At 37.3% G+C, this 23,046-nt stretch carries 20 protein-coding genes; 7 read left to right on the top strand and 13 right to left on the bottom strand.

All coding sequences use genetic code 11. The features are described from left to right. The first annotated feature begins 69 nt into the window (after window positions 1-69). Complete coding sequence (locus J5J03_RS13440) at window positions 70-1,608, top strand: glycine betaine uptake BCCT transporter (RefSeq protein WP_208590196.1); 1,539 nt, start codon at window positions 70-72, stop codon at window positions 1,606-1,608. 254 nt (window positions 1,609-1,862) lie between these two features. Here the strand turns inward: J5J03_RS13440 and J5J03_RS13435 are convergent, their stop codons facing one another. From J5J03_RS13435 to mgtE, 3 genes are all read right to left on the bottom strand, one after another. Next, window positions 1,863-2,258, bottom strand: a complete 396-nt coding sequence (locus tag J5J03_RS13435) for a thiol-disulfide oxidoreductase DCC family protein (protein ID WP_208590194.1) — start codon at window positions 2,256-2,258, stop codon at window positions 1,863-1,865. A gap of 396 nt (window positions 2,259-2,654) precedes the next feature. Then, window positions 2,655-4,508 (bottom strand): monovalent cation:proton antiporter family protein, encoded by a 1,854-nt coding sequence (locus J5J03_RS13430; protein WP_208590193.1) that lies wholly within the window; start codon window positions 4,506-4,508, stop codon window positions 2,655-2,657. Window positions 4,509-4,530: 22 nt separating this feature from the next. Continuing rightward, window positions 4,531-5,895, bottom strand: a complete 1,365-nt coding sequence (mgtE, locus tag J5J03_RS13425) for a magnesium transporter (protein WP_208590192.1) — start codon at window positions 5,893-5,895, stop codon at window positions 4,531-4,533. 365 nt (window positions 5,896-6,260) lie between these two features. On the opposite strand from mgtE, the gene J5J03_RS13420 reads away from it, so the two are divergent. Both J5J03_RS13420 and prpE read left to right on the top strand, forming a co-directional pair. Beyond that, the gene (locus J5J03_RS13420; protein WP_208590191.1) at window positions 6,261-7,451 is read left to right on the top strand and encodes an FtsW/RodA/SpoVE family cell cycle protein; all 1,191 of its coding nucleotides are present in this window, start codon (window positions 6,261-6,263) and stop codon (window positions 7,449-7,451) included. Between the two features lie 92 nt (window positions 7,452-7,543). Beyond that, window positions 7,544-8,278, top strand: coding sequence for a bis(5'-nucleosyl)-tetraphosphatase PrpE (gene prpE / locus J5J03_RS13415; RefSeq protein ID WP_208590190.1), 735 nt, complete (start codon window positions 7,544-7,546; stop codon window positions 8,276-8,278). Window positions 8,279-8,338: 60 nt separating this feature from the next. On the opposite strand, the gene rpiA is transcribed toward prpE, so the two are convergent. The 4 genes from rpiA to J5J03_RS13395 all read right to left on the bottom strand — a co-directional run bounded on the left by rpiA (window position 8,339) and on the right by J5J03_RS13395 (window position 11,624). Beyond that, complete coding sequence (gene rpiA, locus J5J03_RS13410) at window positions 8,339-9,007, bottom strand: ribose-5-phosphate isomerase RpiA (protein ID WP_208590189.1); 669 nt, start codon at window positions 9,005-9,007, stop codon at window positions 8,339-8,341. 253 nt (window positions 9,008-9,260) lie between these two features. Continuing rightward, window positions 9,261-10,166, bottom strand: coding sequence for an RluA family pseudouridine synthase (locus tag J5J03_RS13405; RefSeq protein WP_331460495.1), 906 nt, complete (start codon window positions 10,164-10,166; stop codon window positions 9,261-9,263). A gap of 10 nt (window positions 10,167-10,176) precedes the next feature. After that, window positions 10,177-10,983: an NAD kinase gene (locus J5J03_RS13400; protein WP_208590187.1), complete on the bottom strand. Its 807-nt coding sequence runs from the start codon at window positions 10,981-10,983 to the stop codon at window positions 10,177-10,179. 14 nt (window positions 10,984-10,997) lie between these two features. Further along, a complete protein-coding gene (locus tag J5J03_RS13395; protein WP_208590186.1) occupies window positions 10,998-11,624 on the bottom strand; it encodes a GTP pyrophosphokinase in 627 nt (208 codons plus the stop codon). A gap of 141 nt (window positions 11,625-11,765) precedes the next feature. Here J5J03_RS13395 and J5J03_RS13390 point away from each other — a divergent pair, with 141 nt between their 5' ends. The 3 genes from J5J03_RS13390 to J5J03_RS13380 all read left to right on the top strand — a co-directional run bounded on the left by J5J03_RS13390 (window position 11,766) and on the right by J5J03_RS13380 (window position 13,822). Further along, window positions 11,766-12,347, top strand: coding sequence for a CYTH domain-containing protein (locus tag J5J03_RS13390; protein WP_208590185.1), 582 nt, complete (start codon window positions 11,766-11,768; stop codon window positions 12,345-12,347). A 183-nt stretch (window positions 12,348-12,530) separates the two neighbouring features. Then, window positions 12,531-12,932, top strand: a complete 402-nt coding sequence (locus J5J03_RS13385; protein ID WP_208590184.1) for a globin domain-containing protein — start codon at window positions 12,531-12,533, stop codon at window positions 12,930-12,932. After that, window positions 12,929-13,822 (top strand): ClpXP adapter SpxH family protein, encoded by an 894-nt coding sequence (locus tag J5J03_RS13380; protein WP_331460494.1) that lies wholly within the window; start codon window positions 12,929-12,931, stop codon window positions 13,820-13,822. The genes J5J03_RS13385 and J5J03_RS13380 overlap by 4 nt, the downstream gene beginning before the upstream one ends. Before the next feature lie 251 nt (window positions 13,823-14,073). Here the strand turns inward: J5J03_RS13380 and J5J03_RS13375 are convergent, their stop codons facing one another. Next, complete coding sequence (locus J5J03_RS13375; RefSeq protein ID WP_208590182.1) at window positions 14,074-15,057, bottom strand: nuclease-related domain-containing protein; 984 nt, start codon at window positions 15,055-15,057, stop codon at window positions 14,074-14,076. A 29-nt stretch (window positions 15,058-15,086) separates the two neighbouring features. On the opposite strand from J5J03_RS13375, the gene J5J03_RS13370 reads away from it, so the two are divergent. Then, the gene (locus tag J5J03_RS13370) at window positions 15,087-15,263 is read left to right on the top strand and encodes a hypothetical protein (RefSeq protein ID WP_208590181.1); all 177 of its coding nucleotides are present in this window, start codon (window positions 15,087-15,089) and stop codon (window positions 15,261-15,263) included. A gap of 15 nt (window positions 15,264-15,278) precedes the next feature. Here J5J03_RS13370 and pepF read toward each other — a convergent pair whose 3' ends face one another. From pepF to ltrA, 5 genes are all read right to left on the bottom strand, one after another. Further along, window positions 15,279-17,096, bottom strand: coding sequence for an oligoendopeptidase F (pepF, locus tag J5J03_RS13365; protein ID WP_208590180.1), 1,818 nt, complete (start codon window positions 17,094-17,096; stop codon window positions 15,279-15,281). A gap of 55 nt (window positions 17,097-17,151) precedes the next feature. Then, window positions 17,152-18,237, bottom strand: coding sequence for a competence protein CoiA (locus J5J03_RS13360; RefSeq protein ID WP_208590179.1), 1,086 nt, complete (start codon window positions 18,235-18,237; stop codon window positions 17,152-17,154). Between the two features lie 56 nt (window positions 18,238-18,293). Beyond that, complete coding sequence (locus J5J03_RS13355; protein WP_208590178.1) at window positions 18,294-19,688, bottom strand: MDR family MFS transporter; 1,395 nt, start codon at window positions 19,686-19,688, stop codon at window positions 18,294-18,296. A gap of 230 nt (window positions 19,689-19,918) precedes the next feature. Beyond that, entirely contained in the window at window positions 19,919-20,602 is a 684-nt protein-coding gene (gene mecA, locus J5J03_RS13350) for an adaptor protein MecA (protein WP_153833966.1), read from the bottom strand. A gap of 634 nt (window positions 20,603-21,236) precedes the next feature. Next, the gene (gene ltrA, locus J5J03_RS13345) at window positions 21,237-22,496 is read right to left on the bottom strand and encodes a group II intron reverse transcriptase/maturase (protein ID WP_208585947.1); all 1,260 of its coding nucleotides are present in this window, start codon (window positions 22,494-22,496) and stop codon (window positions 21,237-21,239) included. Window positions 22,497-23,046 lie beyond the last annotated feature (550 nt).

The raw sequence follows: 23,046 nt of genomic DNA, 5'->3' as shown, positions 1-23,046 counted from the left end.
TTCACAGCAGAAAAGGGTAAAGTAAATTGTGCACTCATACACAAAACAATTTTTGGAAAGGATGTTAGGATGAAAAAGGTTACAAGAGTCTTTTATATTTCTCTAGCAATTTCACTGTTATTTATTATATGGGGGATTATTCCTAAAGATGTATTACCCGAATGGAACCTTGACCATGTCACTTCTCTTATTCAAGGTTTTCTGGTAACTCGGTTCGGGTGGTTCTACTTATTAGTAACTACTGCTTTTGTCATTTTTGCGATATTTTTAATTGTCTCTAAATATGGAAACATTGTGCTTGGAAAAGATGGAGACAAGCCCGAATACAATTACTTAACATGGTTCGGTATGCTATTTAGTGCTGGTATGGGTATTGGTCTTGTATTTTGGGGTGCAGCAGAACCAGTTTGGCATTTACATGATCCACCATACCCAACCGATACAGAAGCAGCGGCAGCACGTGTAGCTATGCAACATAGTTTCTTTCACTGGGGCTTTCACCCATGGGCAGTATATGCCACATTAGCACTTGCACTAGCCTATTTTCAATTCAGAAAGGACGAGCCTGGTTTGATCAGCAGCACCTTGAAGCCTCTTTACGGTGATAGAATGAATGGTGGCTATGGTACCTTAATTAATGTAATTGCTGTATTTGCGACTGTATTTGGTGTTGCAACCTCATTAGGTCTTGGTGCGCAACAAATTGGCAGTGGTTTAGAATTTGTTTCTAATAATATTTCGAATACTTTCTATACACAGCTAATTATAATTATAGCCGTTACAATACTATTCATGCTTTCGGCCTTAACCGGTTTAAATAAAGGAATTAAAATTCTAAGTACCACCAACATTGTCGTAGCTATACTATTAATGCTCTTTCTACTATTTACTGGTCCAACAAACTTCATTATGAATTTCTTTACTACGACATTAGGCTCTTATATTTCAAACTTACCTGAAATGAGCTTCCGTATGGCACCATTTAATGAAGAAAATGCGCATTGGTTAGAAAAATGGACGATTTTCTACTGGGCTTGGTGGATCGCGTGGGCCCCATTTGTTGGTATGTTTATTGCCCGTGTATCCCGTGGTCGTACGGTTAGGGAGTTCGTTGTTGGGGTCTTGCTAGTACCAACCATTTTTGGTGCACTATGGTTTAGTATATTTGGCGGATCAGCTATTCACCTAGAAATGAACGAAAATATCGATATACTTAGCATCATGAATGAATCCGGCTCAGAAGCGGCACTATTTACCGTTTTGGAAAACTTTCCATTAAGCTTAATAATGTCAGTACTAGCCGTGTTACTAATCAGTACTTTCTTTATTACATCAGCTGATTCGGCAACATTCGTCCTTGGTATGCAAACTACCAATGGAGATTTAAACCCAGATGTGCCTGTTAAAATTGCATGGGGAATTGTTCAATCAGGAACTGCAGCTGTATTATTATGGCAGGGTGGCTTAGGAGCGTTACAAACCGCCTCGATCATCGCAGCTTTCCCATTTGCCATTATCATGATTATGGTTATCTTCTCGATATTTAAAGCATTCAGAGAAGAAGCTCGGCTATATACATTAAAACGAAAAAAAAGAGAACAGAATTAAGATAAGCGCAGAGCGTCCTTAAGGAACATAGCGATTGGTGATAAAGAACCATGGAGAAAAGCGAACCGATGATGATTTTCACCTAAAGACATCAGGGCGACTATGCCTTTGGTTTCACCAATCGGCAAGTCTGCTTTATCGTTGAGCAATTTGTGAAGCAACCTGGTTTCTAGGCACTCGGAGCTAGACAGGAATCCAATTATTATACTCTCCTGTTAAGAAAAAAGGCTATCTCGTTTTTGTGAGATAGCCTTTTAAGTGTCTAAAAAGCGTTGTTTGTCTGCTGGTTTTGGTATCATACATTGATCTTTTTTACCAAACCAACGATAGCGATTTTTAGCTAGAATGGTATAGAAAATATCACGAACTGGTTTTGGTATAATTAGAAATATGGCAAACAGTTGATAAACTCCTTTAAGCTCGTTAGCTATCCGTAAAGCTGCCGTAGATTTTGTATAAACACGATCTTTTTCAATCAGAACCATACTATCTATATCTAGACAGACATGGTGTTTTGCTAATAATTGTTGGCCCTTTTCACTTTGTAATGATGCAAATTGGAACTTGAAATCGGGATCTCTCATAATAATAAACTGTACACTACTACTGCAAAAATTACATACACCATCAAATAAAATGATTCGTTGCATACATAGCACCTCTTTTGTTCAATATATCAGATTTTACTATGGCAATACAAAAGCAAATGCTTAAGTTAACAGTGACTTCCTCATCCTCTTCCATACGTATCTCTTGAGATATCTTGCTTGATTTATAGTTATCTTCGTATTCTATACAAATCTTTAGGATGTTCACTTAGATTTGTTGGTTATTCTGACTTTTTCTACAAACCTTCTTGTTCCTCTCTTAGATTTGTTGATTATCTTAATTTTTTCTACAAATCTTCTTGACCCTCTCTTAGATTTGTTGATTATCTTAATTTTTTCTACAAATCTTCTTGACCCTCTCTTAGATTTGTTGATTATACTAAAATTATCCCTTAGACGGAGTAAACACCCCACTTCGTTATACGAAGTGGGGTGTTGCTATACATATTCAAGTATTTGTTGCAGTTCTTCCACATATTCCGCTGAACCAGTCACTACTAAGCGGTCGTTCAATTTCAATTCTGTGTCTCCATGTGGAACAATGGAATCCTTACCACGGAAAATACGCACCATAATGACGTCACCTGTAAATGGAAACTCTCTAAGCAGTGTACCATCATAGTTAGCGTTATTCATGTTGATCTCATACAACGCACTGTCTTGCTGCGTAAAGATATTTACAACATTTGGTGATTCAATTAATGCTTTCAAAAGTGTTTTAGATGACATTAATACAGAGAAAACATCGATACCAATTTCCTGTAACCTTTTTTCGGTAACTGGATTTTCGATCCGAGCAATAACTCTTTCTACACCAAGTTCCTTAGCATACGCAGCAATTTCCTCATTCTTGTATTCATTTCCAGTAGAAACGACAACAATATCATGATCAAATACACCTGAATCTTCTAATGTGTCTAGATCATAGTTATCAAGCTCGTTAATATCAAAAATAGTACGGCCTTTTTTTACATCCAGTTTTTCTTGTTTTGTATGGAATAAATGCGTCTCAAATTCTTTTGGATCCAATTCACGAACAACCGGAATAGTTGCTTGATTTGTGCCAATGAAAGAAACTGTTTGCTGATAGTCTACTTCTTCTTGATTCACATAATATTTCTTAAAGAATGACGGTGTAATAATACAAGAGAGCACAGCAACTAACACAAGAGCCCCGTGCATTTCACTTGAAATAATCTCTAGTCGTTCACCAATGGTTGCAGCAGCGATGACCAACGATAATGTGGAAGTCAATAGCATACTTGCTGCAACGACTGTTTTGGTATCATACCATTTTTTTAAAACTGCAACTGGTATAACCTTTGAAATCAAGAGCGCGATGAATAATAAAGGAATCAAAGCTAATACTTTGGGTTCATCAAATAGTGCCCATAAATCTAAATCTACTCCTACCATCACAAAGAAAATAGGAATTAAAAAACCATAGCCAAAGCTGTCTAGTTTTTGTACTAACTCTTGATTTGGTGCTAATAACGAGACTAATGCTCCAGCTAAAAAAGCACCAAGAATATTTTCTGCTCCTACCGATTCAGATAAGGCCACAAGGAAGATGATTAAAGTAAACACTGCCCTTGTTCCAATTTGAATCGTCCCTTTAGACATTGTTTCAATAAACGACTGGTTGCGAAAATGCTTACCAACAAAATATAGTAACACACCGACACCAAATAGGATTAACAATAACCACATATTGCCGGATTCTTCACCATAGAACGACACGAATACTGCTAATAAGATCATCGTAACTAGATCGGCAATGACCGCAATTAATAAAATCGTTTGTCCTACAGTAGTTTGCATCGCTTGTGCTTCCTTCAGTGTAGGAACCACAACCCCTAATGAAATCGTAGAAATAATTAATGTCATTAAATAAACATTATCAATAAATCCGAACAGGACAAATAGATAAGAAAGTAAGAACGATAATATTAATATGCCAACAAAAACAAGACTTGCTAATAAGACTGGGTTGGGCATATCTTTAGTTATATTCTTTTGTTTTTTTGGTTGTTTTTTACTAGAAAAAATCGAAAAATCTATTTCCAAACCACTAAGAAACATTAAGAAAATAAAACCTAATGTCGATAATGTTTCCAGCCAGTTACTTTCTTCAACAAGGTTAAATCCACTATGTCCAATGATCAAACCTACGATAATCTCTGCCACCACAACAGGAATCATTTTTAAACGGAATCTGTGTAACAGTATTGGTGTTAAAAATGCTGCGATGATGACTATTACTAATGAACTAACAGACTCAGCATGCTCCATCTTACAGCACACTCCTTTCTCTTTAAACTAAGAAGCTCATAAACGCCGTTGCTAAACCAAAATAAATAAATATAGAAATTAAATCATTTAATGTTGTGATAAAGGGTCCTGATGCTACTGCCGGATCGATATTAAAGCGGTCCATAATCATTGGAACAAAAGCTCCAGATATAGTTGCTATTAATAGAGTTGCCATCAATGAAATTCCCACTATTATTCCTAAAAAGAATTGATTATACACTAAGCTAATAAGCAAGATAATGATAATCCCACAACAGAAACCTGTAATTAAGCCTGTCTTTGTTTCTCGCCAGATCACTTTCACTTTTCCCTTTTTTTCTAGCTCTCCTGTTGAAATACTTCTAACTGCAACTGCCAGTGCTTGCGTTCCTGTGTTTCCTGCCATACCGGCAATTAATGGAATAAAAGCTGCTAAAATGGCCACTTCTTCTAAAGCCGCTTCAAAGCGGGTTATAATGCTGGCAGTAAGCATTCCAAGGAACAATAGTGCTATTAACCATGGTAATCTTTTTTTAGCAGATGAAATAGCTGTGTCACCACTACTTTCAACATCAGATATACCAGCTAACTTGGAATAATCATCACTTGCTTCTTCATCCATAACGTCCATAATATCATCGACGGTAATAATACCTAATAGATGATCTTGAAAATCGACAACTGGAAGTGCTAAAAAGTCATAGTCCCGCATCATTTGTGCGATATCCTCTTGATCTTCTCCAACTGGTACGGAGACAACGCGTTCACTCATGACATCTTGAATAAGCCATTCACCTTCCGCGATAATTAAATCTCTTAATGATATAACACCAACAAGTTTTTTAAAGGAATCCACAACGTAAATATAATAAATTGTCTCGGCAGAAGGGGCTTCTTTTCTTAAATGCCGCATCGCCTCTTTGACAGTCATCTTTGTATGAATCACAACGAACTCTGTTGTCATAATACTACCGGCTGTTTTCTCTTCATAATGAAGCAATTCTTTAATTTCCTCTGATGACTTCTTGTCCATTATCGTTAAAAAACTTGCCACTTTATTTTTATCTAGCTCATTTAAAATGTCTACCGCATCATCCGTATACATATGTTCCAGTACTTTTGCTGCAAATGCTGGAATCATCTCCGTGATGAATGCTTCAACTAAATCTTCATCAACTTGCTCAATTACATCAGCCATTTCTTTTGGGGATAGATAGGAATAAATTAAAAAGCGGATGTCCTCATCTTGTTCTTCAAAAATCTTTGCCTGATCATACGGATGCAACTCTAAAAATTCCGCTCGAAATTTGTCGATTTGCTCATCAAATAATGCTTTCTGTATTTTTTCCCACATTTCCAATCGCTCATGTTGCTCTAGATGTTCCATTATGCTGTCCCCCTTACTTGCACTAACTTCATCTTTATCTTGGGATGTTAAAAGAATAACACATATTTCGAAAAAAAACGCTAATTTTACACATTCTTATCAAAAGAAGATGTTACAATAAAGTGAGACCTCTATCAGCGAGGCGGTTAAGCCCCACTGATGGTTAGCGCTACTTATCAGGGTATTAGCGTCCGTTTTCTCCCACTTTTGCTTCTTCGAATTACTTTTAAAGCTTGATGCGGGAGGTTTACGGTTAATTAGCACCGTGATACTGTCGGGAAATTATTGTTTTTATTCTCAAAAAACCATTTATACACTATACTAGGAATAGACTATATTTTTCAAGAAAGAAAGGTTCAATTATTATGTCGGAAAAAAACTCTAATTCAAAACTTGATTACTCATTGATTTTAATTATTATTTTGCTTGCGATTATAAGTGTTTTTACTTTATATACATTAGATCCATATTTAGCTCAGAATCCCTTATATCAAAACATGTACTTCAAACAAATGGTCTGGTATATCGCTGGATCAATGGCCGTCGCTGTAATTATGATGTTTGACTATGATCGATTTCGACAAGTTTCCTGGCTCCTTTATGGACTAGGTGTTCTTGCGTTGCTTATGCTTTATTTCCATTTTCCACCAGGAATTGCCAAACAAGTAAAAGGTGCTTGGGGATGGTTTGAATTCCCTGTGCTAGGAACCATTCAACCAGCTGAATTTATGAAAGTGTTTCTCATTATCTTCTTGGCTCATATCATGGTCGCACATAATGAGAAATATCCTGTGCATACCGTAAAAATGGATCTTTGGTTATTATGTAAAATGGGGATTTTTATGCTTATTCCTGTTTTTTTCCTGTTAAAGCAACCTGACCTTGGTGGTGTATTAGTACTGGTTGCCATTACCGCCTGCATGATTCTCGTATCTGGTATTAAATGGCGTATTATTTTGACTATTTTTGGTACATTTCTTGTTTGTTTTGTATCTGCCATCACTATGTACCTGACAAACCCGGAAGAAGTGAATCAATTCCTCTATGATCAAGATCTTGATCATGTAGTAGAACGATTTCAAGGCTGGCTATTCCCAGATGAATACAGTCAAGGGGGAGCTTATCAAACATTAAAAGCCATGTTAGCTATTGGTTCTGGTCAATTATCAGGCAAGGGGATAGGAGACTTGCAAGCTGCATATCAAGTCCCAGAGTATCATACTGATTATATTTTTACGTCTATCGCTGAACAATTTGGCTTTTTCGGTTCCAGTGCTGTGATCCTTATTTACTTTTTACTCATTTACAGGCTTATTTATATTGCACTAAGATGTAAAGATCCGTTTGCAAGTTATATGGTAACCGGAATTATCGGTATGTTTACCTATCAAGTATTTCAAAACATCGGAATGTCGATTCAATTACTCCCTGTTACTGGGTTACCATTGCCTTTTATCAGCTATGGTGGTAGTTCAACACTTACCTATATGATTGCAATCGGAATTGTTTTAAGTGTCTTTTATCGTATAAAAACCTATATGTTTGACGAATCATAAAGGGAGAGTTTTAGTTCTGATTGATCATTAGCGAAACTGATCAGATAGGCATTACTTAGTATACATTGAACAAACGGATAGGAGTTATTTCAATGAAATTAGATATTATCGGTGACATTCATGGGTGCTATCAAGAACTTCAAACACTGCTTAAGGAATTAGGGTATCAATGGGAAAACGATAAAATCCATCATCCTCAAAATAGAAAACTTGCTTTTGTAGGAGATTTAACTGACCGAGGGCTTCGTTCACTTGATGTGATTCGTATTGTCTATCAAATTGTTGTTGAACAGAAATTCGGCTTTTATGTGCCCGGCAATCACTGTGATAAACTGTATCGTTTTTTTCTCGGTAATAATGTGAAACAACAACACGGTTTAGAAACAACCGTAGCGGAATACAAACAACTGACTAAACAAGATCAAGACGAAGTAAAAGAGATGATGATGACACTTTACGAGGACGCTCCCTTATATCATGTGATCGATGAATTAGATACTATCATCGCACATGCTGGGATTCCCGAAAAATATATCGGGAGACATGATAAGAAGGTAAAAACCTTTGTGTTATACGGAGATATTACCGGTGAAAAGCATGAGGACGGCAGACCAGTTCGTAGAGATTGGGCACAAAATTATCATGGGGACAAATGGATTGTTTACGGGCACACACCCGTTTTAGAACCGAGATTTGTAAACCAAACAGTAAACATTGATACTGGATGCGTATTCGGAAATAAGCTGACAGCCTTTCGGTTACCAGAAAAAGAAATAGTGAGTGTCAAGTCCACCATGCCATTTGTAGAGGAGAAATTTAGATATTGAAAAGCATAATTAGCTAAAAAGTTCCGATCATTCGTTGATCGGAACTTTTGGGTTGGTATATTATTTCTTTAAGATTTCTACGTTGCCACTTCTGTTTCCTATCACAATTGTATCGGCCATATGAACAAATAGACCATTTTCAACTACCCCAGGAATCATATTTAAGGCACTATTCAGTGTGGAAGGATTTTGTATTTTTTCAAAATAGCAATCTAATATATAATTCCCGTTATCTGTAACGAATGGAGAGTTCTCTTTAGTACGTAATCTAGGATTACAACCTAATCTACTTATCTGTTTACTCGTCATTTCCCAACCAAATGGCACGATTTCAACTGGTAAGGAAAACTCACCTAAATGACTAACGTATTTTGATTCGTCAATAACGATAAGGAGCCTTTGCGAAATGGATGCCACCATTTTTTCACGCAACAATGCTCCCCCACCTCCCTTAATTAGATCAAAATTCGGATTGACTTCATCAGCACCATCTATGGTTAAATCCAAATGGTTGATGGCAGACAGACTCACCAATGGAATCCCTAAATTTTCTGCGATTTTTTCAGTGCTTTTAGAGGTAGGTACGCATCTAATATCAAGTCCTTTTTTTACTAACTCAGCTAACTTTAAAATAGTCCAATAAACAGTTGAACCAGTTCCAAGCCCCAATTGCATTCCGTCCTTTACATATTCAACAGCTTTTTCACCTGCGAGCTGTTTAGTATCCATTTCATCACCTCATCTCAGCATTGTTCAATTCTACTTTCTGGACAAAAACATTATTCTCCACTCTAAAAACGAAAGCTGTATACAAAGCAAAACTTAATCATTAACTTATGTGGTCATTTTGAAATGATGTTTAGTGCTTACTGTTTTTAGCAGTAAAGACATTTCAATATTGCCACTTGGATGAAACAAACGATATCGAATACTTTCGATTAATTGCTTTGGTTTTACATACAACACTTCAGTCCTAACCTCTTTATGACTTCGTTAATTTAAATCGGTGCCAGACTTCTTCTAAATCGTCAGCGAGTGGAATTTCGAATTCCATCTGTTCCTTGGTTAGCGGGTGCTGAAATGCTAGTTGATGACAGTGTAATGCTTGTCGTTTTAATTTAGTAGTATCTCCATCGTATAAACTATCGCCAATCAAAGGATGACCGATGGAAGAGAAATGAACGCGAATCTGATGAGTTCTTCCCGTTTCTAATTTGATCTCTACCAGAGAAATGTGTTCTAATTCCTCTTTTACTTGATAATGCGTGACAGCTCTTTTTCCGGTAGCAGCAACCACCCTCTTAATAATAGAATCCGGAGCTCGGCCAACTGGATAATCCAGTACCCCTTTTTTCTCATTAAGCTGTCCAGCAATAATCGCTTGATAACGCCTATTTACTTTTGCCTCGCTCTGATCTTGAAATAAAATAGAATGACTGTAGCGATGCTTGGCAATTAATAATAAACCTGATGTATCACGATCCAACCGTGTCACTACATGAACTGTGTAAGGTACTTGCTCTTGGTCATAATGATAAATAACCCCATTCGCAAGTGTATTGCTAGGATGGTGATAGGATGGGATGGTTGCCATATACGGCGCTTTATTCAAAACCAGAACATCATCATCTTCGTATATAATATCAATCGGAATTGGTTCTGGGATTAATAACTCGCTCCTTTTTTCTGGTGGGAACACAACCTCTACCACATCATTCTCTGACAATGGATGACGTACGGTGACGCTATTATTATTGACTAACAGTTTGCCACCATCAAATTTAATTGCTGTTAAAATTCTTTTTGATATTCCTCGAACTTGTATTAAATATTCTCTTAATAATAAGCCATCGTACTGCTTATTTACTTTCCACTTCAATTTATCCACCTACACTATATTATGATCTTTCATCAGAAATAAAGGAGTCGTGCACCCTTTTCCAAAAAGGAAAGGCTCTGAACCTAGCAAAACGAATTTTTTCATCTGAGACACGACACTCAATACGATCAATATTGGCGTACTCCTCCGTATTATGATCCACTGTAATTAACATACTTCTATCATGATATAGAGGTAACAGCTCACATACATGATGTTTCGGTAAAATTAACGGAGAACCAATTGTCCGATAGACACGATTATTGATCGACGCCATCTCCGTAATTTGTAATGCATTAAGGGACGGATGGAGGATAGCTCCACCTAACGCTTTATTGTATGCTGTACTACCAGATGGGGTTGATACACATAAACCATCACCACGAAATCGTTCGAAATGCGCTCCTTTAATATGAACATCCATTGCAACCGTACTATCTATAGATTTGACAGAAACCTCATTTAGCGCCACGAATTGTTGATAATGATCACTACCAACTGGATGAATTTTTATATCTAATAGTGGGTATTCCACTACTTCAAAGGGCTTTTTGGCAATTTCGATAATTAATTTTTCCACTTCCTCTGGCACCCAATCAGCATAAAAGCCTAAATGACCTGTGTGAACTCCAATAAACGCGGTGTCTTTTAATCGATGTTTGTACGTATGGAAAGCCTCCAGAAAAGTACCGTCCCCACCAACAGAAATAACAAGCTCTGGCTTCTCTTCATCATAAACAAGGGAAAAATCCGTTAAATATTGTTTCACTCTTGATTTAATCACTTCCGACTTATTATCACTTCTTGACAGAATTGCAAAGCGCATATTATCTCCCTCCATTACTTGTCATCGCTCTCTTTGTTGGTTTTGAAAATGCGTTGAGCTTCTTGTATTTCATCTTTTACCTTGGCCATTTCTTCATCTAATTTAAACGCAGCTTCAGCGGCACGTTTCAGCCTTGTCCTAACTTTTTCAGGAATTCTACCTTCGTATTTATAATTAAGCGAATGCTCATTGGTCGCCCAAAAATTCATTGCCAACGTACGAATCTGAATTTCAGCAATAATTTTCCGTTCGCCATGAATTGTTTCTACTGGGTAAGAAATAATTAAGTGATAAGAACGGTAGCCACTTTCTTTCTTATGATTAATATAATCTCGTTCTTCTATTACCTCAAAATCATTCCGTGACTTTAAACGTTCAACAATATCATAGATATCATCTACAAATTGACAAACAACTCGAACGCCTGCAATATCCTGTAACTCCTCGGATATATTATCAATATGTATATTTTTACGTTTCATTTTTTCTTTAATGCTTGATACTGGTTTAACTCTAGCCGTCACAAATTCAATTGGTGAGTGGCTTGACTCGTATTCAAATTGTGATCGCATTCCTTTTAGTTTTACCTTTAATTCTTCAACCACCTGTGCATAAGGTGCCAAGAAGTTTCGCCAATTCATGTCTTGCACCACCTATTGTTTCAATATCTGAGTTTATTTTATCATATATCCTGAAGAAGAAGTAATCTTTGCCATCTTCATTTTTTTTGCTTTTTTGTCAAAAATCCTTCAAAATATAAAAAGCATGAAAGGATGAGTGCAATGTCACAAGAAATTGAGATAGAATTTAAAAACCTTTTAACAAAAGAGGAATATCAGAAATTAGTTGAACATTTTTATTCCTACGATCTGACGGAAATTGAACAAAAGAATCACTATTTTGAAACAGCTGATTTTCAATTAAAAAAGCATCATGCTGCACTTCGAATAAGAGAAAAAAAGGGAACATTTCAGTTAACATTAAAGCAACCTAATCCGGATGGAGCAGGTTTGTTGGAAACTCATTGTCCTATAACACCGGATGAGACACAACAATGGATCATCGGGCATATTATTGCTAAGGATGAAATAACGAAAGCTCTACATGCCATGAATATAAATATTCACGATTTAAAATACGGTGGAATGCTGGAAACATATCGATTGGAATGTACGTATAATAACACCACGGTTGTCCTTGACCAAAGTCATTATAACGGTTATACAGACTATGAATTAGAAATAGAAGCGGAAGATGAGCAACATGGTATATCTGTCTTCCAACAACTTTTAACTGCTCATCATATTCCAAAAAGGAAAACCGAGAATAAAATTGAACGATTTTATCATACACTTAATATATAGGAAACGCTTTCAAAAGAAAACGCATGTAGACTGCCATACTGTTCAATAACAGCCAAACACCTACTGCTAAAAGGATTAAACTACCAAAACACATAAGTTGCTAGTTCTATGTAAACACTGTTACAATATAGTAACATAAAGAGACTACTAATTAGTAACATGAGATGAAAGGTTTGGAGGAATATGAGAGAAGAAGCAGGCTCCATCTATGAAGCAATTGGTGGACAGGAAAAAATTGATGAATTAGTTGAGGCTTTTTACGCACGCGTGTCTAAACATCCTGATCTAATTCCGATTTTTCCAGATGACTTTACTGAAGTCGCAAGGAAGCAAAAACAATTTTTGACTCAATTTTTTGGTGGTCCACCGTTATATATACAAGAACATGGGCATCCTATGATGAGAAAGCGCCATTTACGCTTTCCAATTACTCCGACAAGGAGAGATGCTTGGCTTTCCTGCATGGAGGGGGCACTGGAAGAAGCAAATATTGAAGAACCATTTCGAAGTGCAATGTTTGATCGGCTCACTCTTACGGCCAATCACATGATGAATACGCCTGAAGAGAAAGGAGAATCATTGTGAATTGGAATTCTGCCGGATCTTGGCAACCGCAAGATCGTAACCAAACTGCGCATTATCACTTTATCGATATCTTAAAGAAACCAATTGAAATATATGTGTTTATTGATCCACTTTGTCCTGAGTGCTGGTCTCTTGAGCCATATTTAAAGAAACTTACTATCGAATATGGACGTTTTTTTACCATAAGAACAGTACTGAGCGGACAACTAACAAACTTGCATAAAGATAAATTTGAAAAGCCGCGAAAATTAAAAGATATCTGGGAAAAAACTGCAAGTCGTACCGGCATGAGTTGTGACGGTGATCTCTGGATCGAAAACCCAATTCATTATCCATGGCTCGCTTCCATCGCCATAAAATCGGCGGAATTACAAGGAAAAAAAGCGGGCAGACGTTTTTTACGCAAATTACAGGAGCTTGCCTTTTTAGATAAACAAGATATTTCCCAGGAAGAAGTATTATTGGGATGTGCCAGAAAGGTCCATCTTGATATTGATGAATTCCGTGAAGACCTTTGTTCAAAATCTTCAAAAAAAGCGTTGCAATGTGATTTGAAACTAACCAAAGAAATGGACGTTGAATATATTCCAACTATGGTTTTCTTTAATGAGTCAGAAGACGATGCAGGTTTAAAAATTTCTGGTATTTACCCCTATGAAATTTATGTCAAAGTTCTCAAACAAATGCTTCAAAAAGAACCACTTCCAGCAAAGAAACCCAAATTATTGGATTTCATTTCGCACTATGATTTTGTTGGAACTAAAGAAATAGCAGTTGTCTATGATTGGTCCATGGAAAAAGCAGAAAAGGAAATGAAAAAGTTACAACTGAAGCAACTAGTTGAAAAAGTACCCGTGAAGTTTGGCTACTTTTGGAAATATGCTAAATAGCAAAGAGGACATGTTACGTAACATGTCCTCTTCTGCTTTACCTATTACTAGATAAGGGATGGGAGAAAGTTTCAGGTCAAACAAAGGGGTTGTTTGTTTTACCTTGTCTTTACTATACCAAGCGTGATGCCGGATGACAATAGGTTTGTGCACAAATTCACAAAAGTTTCACACTTCTAGATTACAATGTAATGTAACGGTATATTGTTGCGTTTATCAGTCACTTTTGGACCTTTATCAGTCACTTTCTTCTATTTATCAGTCACTTTTCTATCTTTATCAGTCACTTTTAATCGTTTATCAGTCATTTTACGAAAATCTAAAGAATAATATCCATTTTTATTAGCACCTCTCCGTTCGAACCCTGCTCGGACTAACATTTTTCTGATGGCATCAGCAGATTGGACTAATAAAAAATCTCTTGCAAGTCGATTGGTTACTTTATTTCCGCTTAACAAGGCAAGATGAAATAATGGTCGCAGATGAGCATCGTTACTACGTTTACCGCAATGAGGACATTGCCACCGATAACGTTCACGTTTCATCGCAAAAAGTCCACACGTTATACATGGTACACCTTTATCCAAGTCGTTCCACGAAAGTCCATGTTTTTCCATCAGATTGATCTGTTCCTCCATGTGACCACTCTTGAGATAATTAACAAGATCCTCCTGTTGCTTTGAACTTATACTATTAACATAATGTTGATCCATTTTCTGAATATAAAAAGGAAGTGCTTGACTAGTTAGAATTCGATCTTTATGGGGATAGTTAACTATTTCTAACTTTCCATTAGAATTTGTGAATACACAAACAGTATGAATCGGTGGAATAGGGTGAGGAAAATGTTGCAAATATTGCTTTAACTGTATTTTTTGTAATTGAACTTGTAAAATGGGATCCGGAAAAATATCGATCTGTTCCTCTTTGTAACGGTGAAGTTGGTGGGAATGAGAATCAAAACGAATAATTCCGGACATATTTTTTACTTCGATGATTAATATATATTTTAGAGAGACTAATATTCTATCCATCTGAAAATAGTCATGATGCTTTAGTCGTAAACCTTTTATTAGGTGTTTGCCATAGAGTCCACTCACACGAAAATAATAATCAAGTGAATCTTCTCCAAACAACCCTGATTGATATTTGCGGAATTGGCTATGTATGTCGGCATACTGAGGATGACGCGGATTAAGTCGTTCCAGTAATGCCTGATAACTGGATAGTTTCATCAATTCACTCCTTTAAAGGTGGTGTCGTAATGAAAGTATTACTTTTTGTTCTGCCGGTATTTGCGTTTATACTTAATATTTTTGGATTAATGCGGATGATTCCACTCTATTACACCGTGCCATTATTATTTGTTACGATTTACATGACTGTGTACTTTTGGAGAGATAGAAAACAATTCAAAGGATTTCAAAAGGCCACCAGATAAGGTGGCCTTTCTTCCTTAGTTAACTTGATCTAATAATTTTTCCATTTCATCAAGCTTCTCTTCAAATACCTTCAATGCATTAGTAACAGGAGTTTTTTCCGTCATGTCAACACCTGCTTTTTTCAGCACTTCGATTGGATAGTCGCTGCTTCCTGCTTTCAGATAACCGAGATAACGTTCTACTGCTGGTTCTTTTTCTTCTAATATTTGAGCTGCTAATGATTGGGCAGCGGCATAACCTGTTGCATATTGATAGACATAATAATTGTAGTAGAAATGTGGAATACGGGACCATTCTAAACCAATTTCTTCATCTACGACCAGGTCATCACCAAAGTATTTTTTGTTCAATTCATAGTACAGTTCAGTTAAGCGGTCAGCTGTTAATGCCTCCCCGTCCTGTGCTAACACATGAATATTATGCTCAAATTCGGCAAACATTGTCTGTCTGAACACAGTTCCGCGGAATCCTTCTAAAAAGTGATTTAGCAAGAATAATTTTTCTTTAGGATCATCCGTTTTTTCCACTAAGTAATTATTCAATAATGCTTCATTACAAGTAGAAGCTACTTCTGCAACAAAAATAGAGTAGTTTCCATAACGATATGGCTGGTGTTTATGTGTGTAATAGCTGTGCATCGAGTGCCCTAATTCATGTGCCAATGTAAATAAGTTATTTAAATTGTCCTGCCAGTTCATAAGAATGTATGGGTTGGTACTGTAGGAACCAGAAGAATACGCTCCACTGCGCTTCCCTTTGTTCTCCTCGACATCAATCCAGCGATCATTGAACGCTCTTTGCATGACTTGTAAATAATCTTCACCTAAAGGTTTTAGGGCTTCTGTAACTGTTTTCTGTGCTTGCTCATAGGAAAATGACATATCGACATCTTTCACTAATGGCGTATACAGGTCATACATGTGCAATTCCTCTATATCTAATACCTTTTTCCGTAAAGCTACATATCGTTGAAGTAATGGCAATCCTTCATGAATCGCTTCAATTAGGTTATCATATACTTTCTCCGGGATATTATTTTTGTTTAAAGCAGCTTGTCTTGCTGAATCATAGTTGCGGATCTTTGCATAAAAATTATCCTTTTTGACAACACCTTGTAAGGTCGAAGCGAACGTATTCTTTAAACTGCCATATGTCTCATACATAGCTTTGAAGGCATCACGGCGCACACGCTGCTCCTTTGACTCAAGGAAATTAATATAACGGCCATGTGTTAAATCTACTTCATTTCCTTGCTCATCTGTTACAGATGGAAAGGTTAAATCAGCATTGTTAAGCATACTGAATGTTTGCGATGGATTATCTGTTACTTCAGATGCTTCGGCTAACAGTGCTTCTTCCTGTTCTGATAAAACATGTGGACGCTGACGATTAATTTCATCTAATGTGTGCTTATATAAGCTTAGGTCTTCATGATTCTTGAGATATTGTTCTAATGTCTGCTCGTCCAACTTTAAAATTTCTGGTGTTATAAAACTCATCTTACTAGAAGCCTGTGTAATCAAATTCTCTGCTTTTCCGTTCATCGCTTGATAGAACGAGTTAGTCGTATCCTGATCATAACGCATATGCGCGTATGTATAGAGTTTGCTCAAACGATCTGATACTTCATCTTGCAATTGTAGCAATTGATATACTTTCTCTGCACCATCCTTTAATGTTCCTTGGAAGGCTTCAAATTTAGGTAACAATGCTTGTACTTCTTCCCATTCCTTGTCCCATTCATCATCTGTCGCAAAAATATCTTCTAATTTCCATGTTAATTCTTCAGCTATTTCCTCACGCTTCGGTAATGATTTCTGACCCTTTGCCATTTGAATTCCTCCTTCTTTTGCTCTTGTGTCTTATTATAACTTATTTAGGCATTGTTCATACAGTAGTACGATTTACTTGGTACTTGGTTTCAGAGAGCTTCTTTAAAATACCTATACGCACTAATAGCTTTAGATATTCACAAATTGGATGATTTCTAGGTTGAATTAAAGGAAAATAATCAGAAGAATGGTAATGACCACGGAGAAGTTGCTTCGCTAAATCGATTGTGAAATGGTCCTTTTTTAAGAAAAGGTCAATATAGAGTCTTGATTGCCATATCCACGGTGGACTTTTCATTTGATATTGGGTAGTAATGGGAAGATAAATGAAGGAAGGTAAGGTTTGAACATTTAATTGATGAAGATATAACCATTGTCGCCAATTCATCTCTTCACGCTGATAAGAAGGTACTGGGCGATTACGCCATTGGTGTTTCTGTTGTTGCCAATATTTGTGGAATAAATCTTTATCGCGATATCTTGGTTGAAACAGATCCGGCCAACTAAGGGAAGCTAACTTGGACACATGCATGGAACCAAATGTGTTAGTTTTTGATAAAAAGATCATGTCTTGATAGATGATTAAATGTTTTGTATCGGAACAGTAATAAAATAGAGTTAGAGGTAATGATTGACGGAATTGATGTAGGAAAGCTTGATCATTACATGGTATGCTAAGAGAGTGTGCGCCTTTTCTCTTTAATTTATTGGCTCCGAGGATCCAAATCGGGATAACACCAATTGAACGGTATCCTGCCGTTCTACGACAGATTTCCTGTATCGAAATAGAAGCACATTGATACTCAACCGCGATTTTTTTCTTCTCCATCTCCAAGAAAATATCAGCTCTTTGCTTAATACCAGGGAAATAATGCTCTAATTTTACTGGATAGCCTTGAGCATGTAACCACAAATAAATATCTTTTTTTCCATTTTCATGATAACTGCCTTCACCGGAAAGACTGCAATTACTTTTACTATGGTGCGCGAAATGCGGCGTATTTTTCATCCCTGCCCTAATTATTAATGGCTCATTACAAGCTGGACAGAAAAATTTTTCCTTTCTCTTTTGCTTAATTTCATCTCGATTCATCTTCCAAATTGGTACAAGCTCACCTGTTTGATTGACTGCTTGCAACATTAATAAATCACCTCCATGTATTTATACTTCTACAAAGAGGTGATTTTTCCTGCAAATTATTCGGCATTTCCTGGTATCGAATTTTTGATGAAGAAGGCTAAAACAAAGCCTGCAATCGAGATAACACCAGCAACCATAAATGAAACATTGACACCATGGACCATCCCTGCTAAACCATCAGCAGGGATGGCCTGATTCATCATAACGGAAACAAGCAGTGCTGTTCCAAGTGCACCTGCCATTTGGCGCATTGTATTATTCATAGCCGTACCATGGGGAATAACATTGTTTGGTAATTGATTCAATCCGGCAGTAGTAACTGGCATCATTACCATCGAAATACTAAACATTCTTACTGCATTAACTGTTGCAATATAAGTAAAACTTGTCTCTGTAGTTAAAATGGCCAGTAAAAAAGTAGTGGCTGTTAGCAATCCTAATCCGATCACGGCAAGCCATTTTCCTCCAAAGCGGTCAAAAAGACGTCCAGTGACTGGATTCATTAATCCCATTAAAATAGCACCCGGTAACAATGCTAGTCCTGACTCAAGGGCTGTGAATCCTAGGTAATCCTGCATCATAATCGGTAGAATAATGGCTCCACCAATCATCGCTAAAAAGGAGATCATTCCAATAACAGTTGTTAAACTGAACATACTATACTTAAATATTCGAAATTCCAGAATAGGTTTCGCCAATTTAAATTGGCGACGGATAAAGAAATACAACGTTATCGCTCCTACAACTAATGGAATAAGTACCATTCCACTTAACCAGCCATGATTAACATCTCCAGCCATACTAAATCCATACAAAATGCCACCGAAACCTAGAGTTGATAAAATGATTGAAGTTATATCTACTTTCGGGAATGTTTGCTTTGTTACGTTAACTAGAATTTTATTAGCAACGATCAAATCTATTATTGCGATCGGTAACACGACGTAGAACAAGCTTCTCCACGGGAAAGTTTCCACTAACCAGCCTGATAATGTTGGTCCAATTGCTGGTGCAAACGCTATAACCATCCCAAATAGACCCATTGCAGTTCCGCGCTTTTCAATTGGGAAAATCAAAAACATAATCGTCTGCATTAATGGCATCATAATACCTGCACCAGCTGCTTGTAATACTCTCCCAACCATCAAAACAGAAAAGCCAGGAGCTATTGCTGCAACTAAGGTACCTACAGCGAAACTTCCCATTGCTGTTAAGAATAATGCCCTTGTTGTAAAACGTTCAATTAAGAATGCTGTAACAGGAATCATAATCCCGTTTACAAGCATAAAAATCGATTGTAACCACTGAGCAGTAGCCGCATCGATTTCTAAATCTTTCATAATATGAGGTAATGCTGTTCCAAGTAATGTTTGGTTTAATATTGCAACAAATGCACCTGACATCAATACAATCATCAATGGTGTTCGTTTTATCTCTATATCGTTGTTCATACTCTTCCTTCTTTCTATTTTTAACATACAGCATATATCATAACACAAATTATTTCGATATACGAAATAATTTGCAACTTTTTTATATTTAATTATACTATGTACAGGATAGAGTTTTATTATTTTTATTTATATGTTGCTATTATAAAGTGGGACGCTAACTTCTTGCTAAGTTTCGCTAACAACGCCTTAATAAAAAGAAAAAACTAAGCATCTGATTGACACTTAGTTTAACGTGCAAAATGTTCACTAACTTGTTCAAGTGCATCTTCTTCAAAGATCACTTTACCGTATTCCTCTACAACAAATACTGTTAGCGTTGATTCTTGACCATATTCCAGGATTTGACTAATTAAATCCTCTTGCTCATCATCTGTTAAATAATCTTCATCAAATCGAGTAATCAACATGTATTGATTATCATAGTAATATAACTCATCTCTCATTCCAATGGACGATTCAAAAACATGGCTTAATTGAATAATATCTTCTAACTCTTTAAAGTTGACTACCACAACAAAATCCTGCCCATATTGATGTTCCATTTCTGGCATTTCTTTCTCAGTTGGACCAAATTTCTCTTCTAAAAGTGATTCAATCTTATCATCAACTGGCATATCAATGGTTTTTCCGGACTCTGTAGGCAATTGCAGGTTTTGACCATCTTTCGAAATTTGTGCTTTTGTTACTACAATTTCTAGACCTTTTTCAAGAGCTTGCACTTGGATCCATAATGGACCATCGATTTGGAAGTCTTCTTCGTTATAATTGACTTCATCCATTACTTGCCAAAAAAGTTGTTCACTCTTCTCACGATTATACCAAATTTCTTCTCGATCAAAGCCACGGTCTTCGATATCCATGTAAGAGATGTAAAATTTAATTGTATTTTCGTTAATTCTTTCTATTTCCATCCTGTAACTCTCCCTTCTTAATAAGTGATTGGGTTGGAAGGGATCACTGTTCATCTATCTAAACCCTTATTAATACATATACCCTTTTGGTCATCCTATTTTATTAAGAAAAGCGCAAAGTGCCCGGTTAGAAACGTAGCGGCTGGATCGAATCAACTGAGATAAAGGAATCACGGTGAGTTTACGAACCGATGATGACTTATCGTAGGGCGATTCGTGAAGTCGCCTAGTTTCTGGGCGTTCGGAGCTAGACAGCCTCCCAATTTTTATACTTTCCTTTTTAAAAGGATGTTACCTCTATTGTATGATAATTACTCCTTATTTGAAAACATAAAAACCTAAAAATTTAAAATTGGACCTGAAACATTGTATTAATTATAGATTGTAGCTTATTATACCCTATTTGTCACTAGTTAATTGCTTCAATTTCTGAAAAAGCACATTACAATTTATTAACACCCAATTCAAGACAGTTCGTTGACAGATAATTCCTTTTACCAATATCATAAAATTCAGTGCTATCTAGGCTTTTATGCGGGCGCACTAAGTCCTCTTAAATCGAGATAGGGGGAGGTGACTAACCTCCGACCCTCTCACATCACCAAACATACGGTTCCGTATTTGGCGATTTCATTCAAGTCATACGTGAAAATTGATAACGAATAAACAAACTTTCTAGTCCTTGGCTTCCCCAATATCGGTTGCCGAGGGTTCTGTGTAAAATGGGGCTGTTCGCAATCCGCCAATAGGCTTTCCTTGTGTTGGCCCATTCCCACGCTTTCTCCTTCTTCACACCGAACCTTTGTAATTCTCGATACCTTGTCTTGACCAACTTCCATTCTTTCCATCGAATCATGCGGAGTCTACGTTGGATCCAACTATCTATCTGTTTCAGAACACTTGGTGCCTCGGTCAATTGGTAATATCCTATCCAACCGATTAAGTACCGATTTAATCGTTCGATTCTGGTCTCCATACTGATGTTTTCTTTCCTTGATGTTAAGGAACGGATTCGATCTTTGAGCCTCTTAATACTCTCTTTTGGTATGCGAACCTTTGGTCTCTTCTTGTGACTGGTGAAGGAGAATCCTAGAAATTTTCGTCTCCATGGACGATCAATCGCACTCTTTTGTTGATTCACTTTCAGCTTTAGTTTTCCTTCCAGGAATTCCGTCATGTTTTGTCTGACTCTCTGTCCTGCTCTTTTGGAACGAACGTAGATTTGACAATCATCCGCATAACGGACGAAGTGCAGTCCTCTGCGCTCCAATTCTTTGTCCCATTCATCTAAGACAATATTAGAGAGTAAAGGACTTAACGGGCCACCTTGTGGTGTTCCTTCTGTGTTCGACTGAACAAGTCCTTGCTCCATGACTCCTGCTTGTAGATAGCGACGGATTAATGTCAGCACTCTTGGATCGTTAATCCGTTTGCTCAGGGTGCGCATTAAACGATCATGATGTACTTTATCAAAGAATTTCTCTAGATCCATATCTACTACCCAACGACAGCCTTCTTGTATATACCCTCTTGCTTTCCTCACCGCGTCATGACCTCGCCTTTGGGGACGAAATCCATAACTATGGTCCGAAAACTGCGGGTCATATACTTTGGTCAACACTTGTGCGATCGCTTGTTGTAGAAAGCGATCTGTCACGGTTGGAATCCCTAGCTTCCTCTTTCCACCGTCTGGTTTCGGGATTTCGACTCGACGGACCGGTTGAGGTTGATAGGTTCCTGTTTCCAATTGTTGCTTGAGGATTGTCCAGTTCTCTTTCAAATGCACTCGTAGGTTTTGTACGGGCATTTGGTCGATTCCGTGGCTTCCTTTATTCTTTTCTACACGCCATATAGCTTGTAGTAGATTCTCTCGTGACAGTATTTGTTTTAACATTCGTTCTCTCTCCTACGTACATGATCGTTCTCTTTATGTGGTATGTGTTCTCCACCCTTCTCATGTCCCCCACGGGATTCACCGTTTCCTCCATGAGGAAGGAACTTGTGTTTCTGCTTCATCAAACCATACGTATCCCAAGTGATCATGTTCCTTTCCTGATTCCGCCCTTCCCTGTTCCTCTAGAAGAAACAGGTACTATGGCTTCTGCTGACTTCTGATAGTTCAGTGAATGTTCACACATCCGGTTACGGTAAGTGTACCGCTTTGCTATCAGACCTCCCGGGGTAAGCATCTACACTTCCTCCCCATATCCTTGCTTCATTTACTACCTATACCCTTCGGCAGTATGGACTTTGATGTGTTTGGCAGTCTCATCCAAGTATAAATAGCCTTCTATGAAGTTCGTGTTCCTCAAGGCGGGAATTTGCCTCCGACTTCCTTCAGATTCTAGGTCGCCCTAGACACCCTTGTCCTTGGCTAACTGGTACTACTGCCTTCCCAGTTCGGGACTTGAACCCTAGAGTTTAGATGCATGCCCGGCACACCA

Source organism: Gracilibacillus suaedae (assembly GCF_017599345.1).
In the GTDB taxonomy this organism is placed as follows: domain Bacteria; phylum Bacillota; class Bacilli; order Bacillales; family Amphibacillaceae; genus Gracilibacillus; species Gracilibacillus suaedae.
Note: the sequence above shows the minus strand (reverse complement) of the source record. Positions and strands in the feature narration are given on the sequence as shown.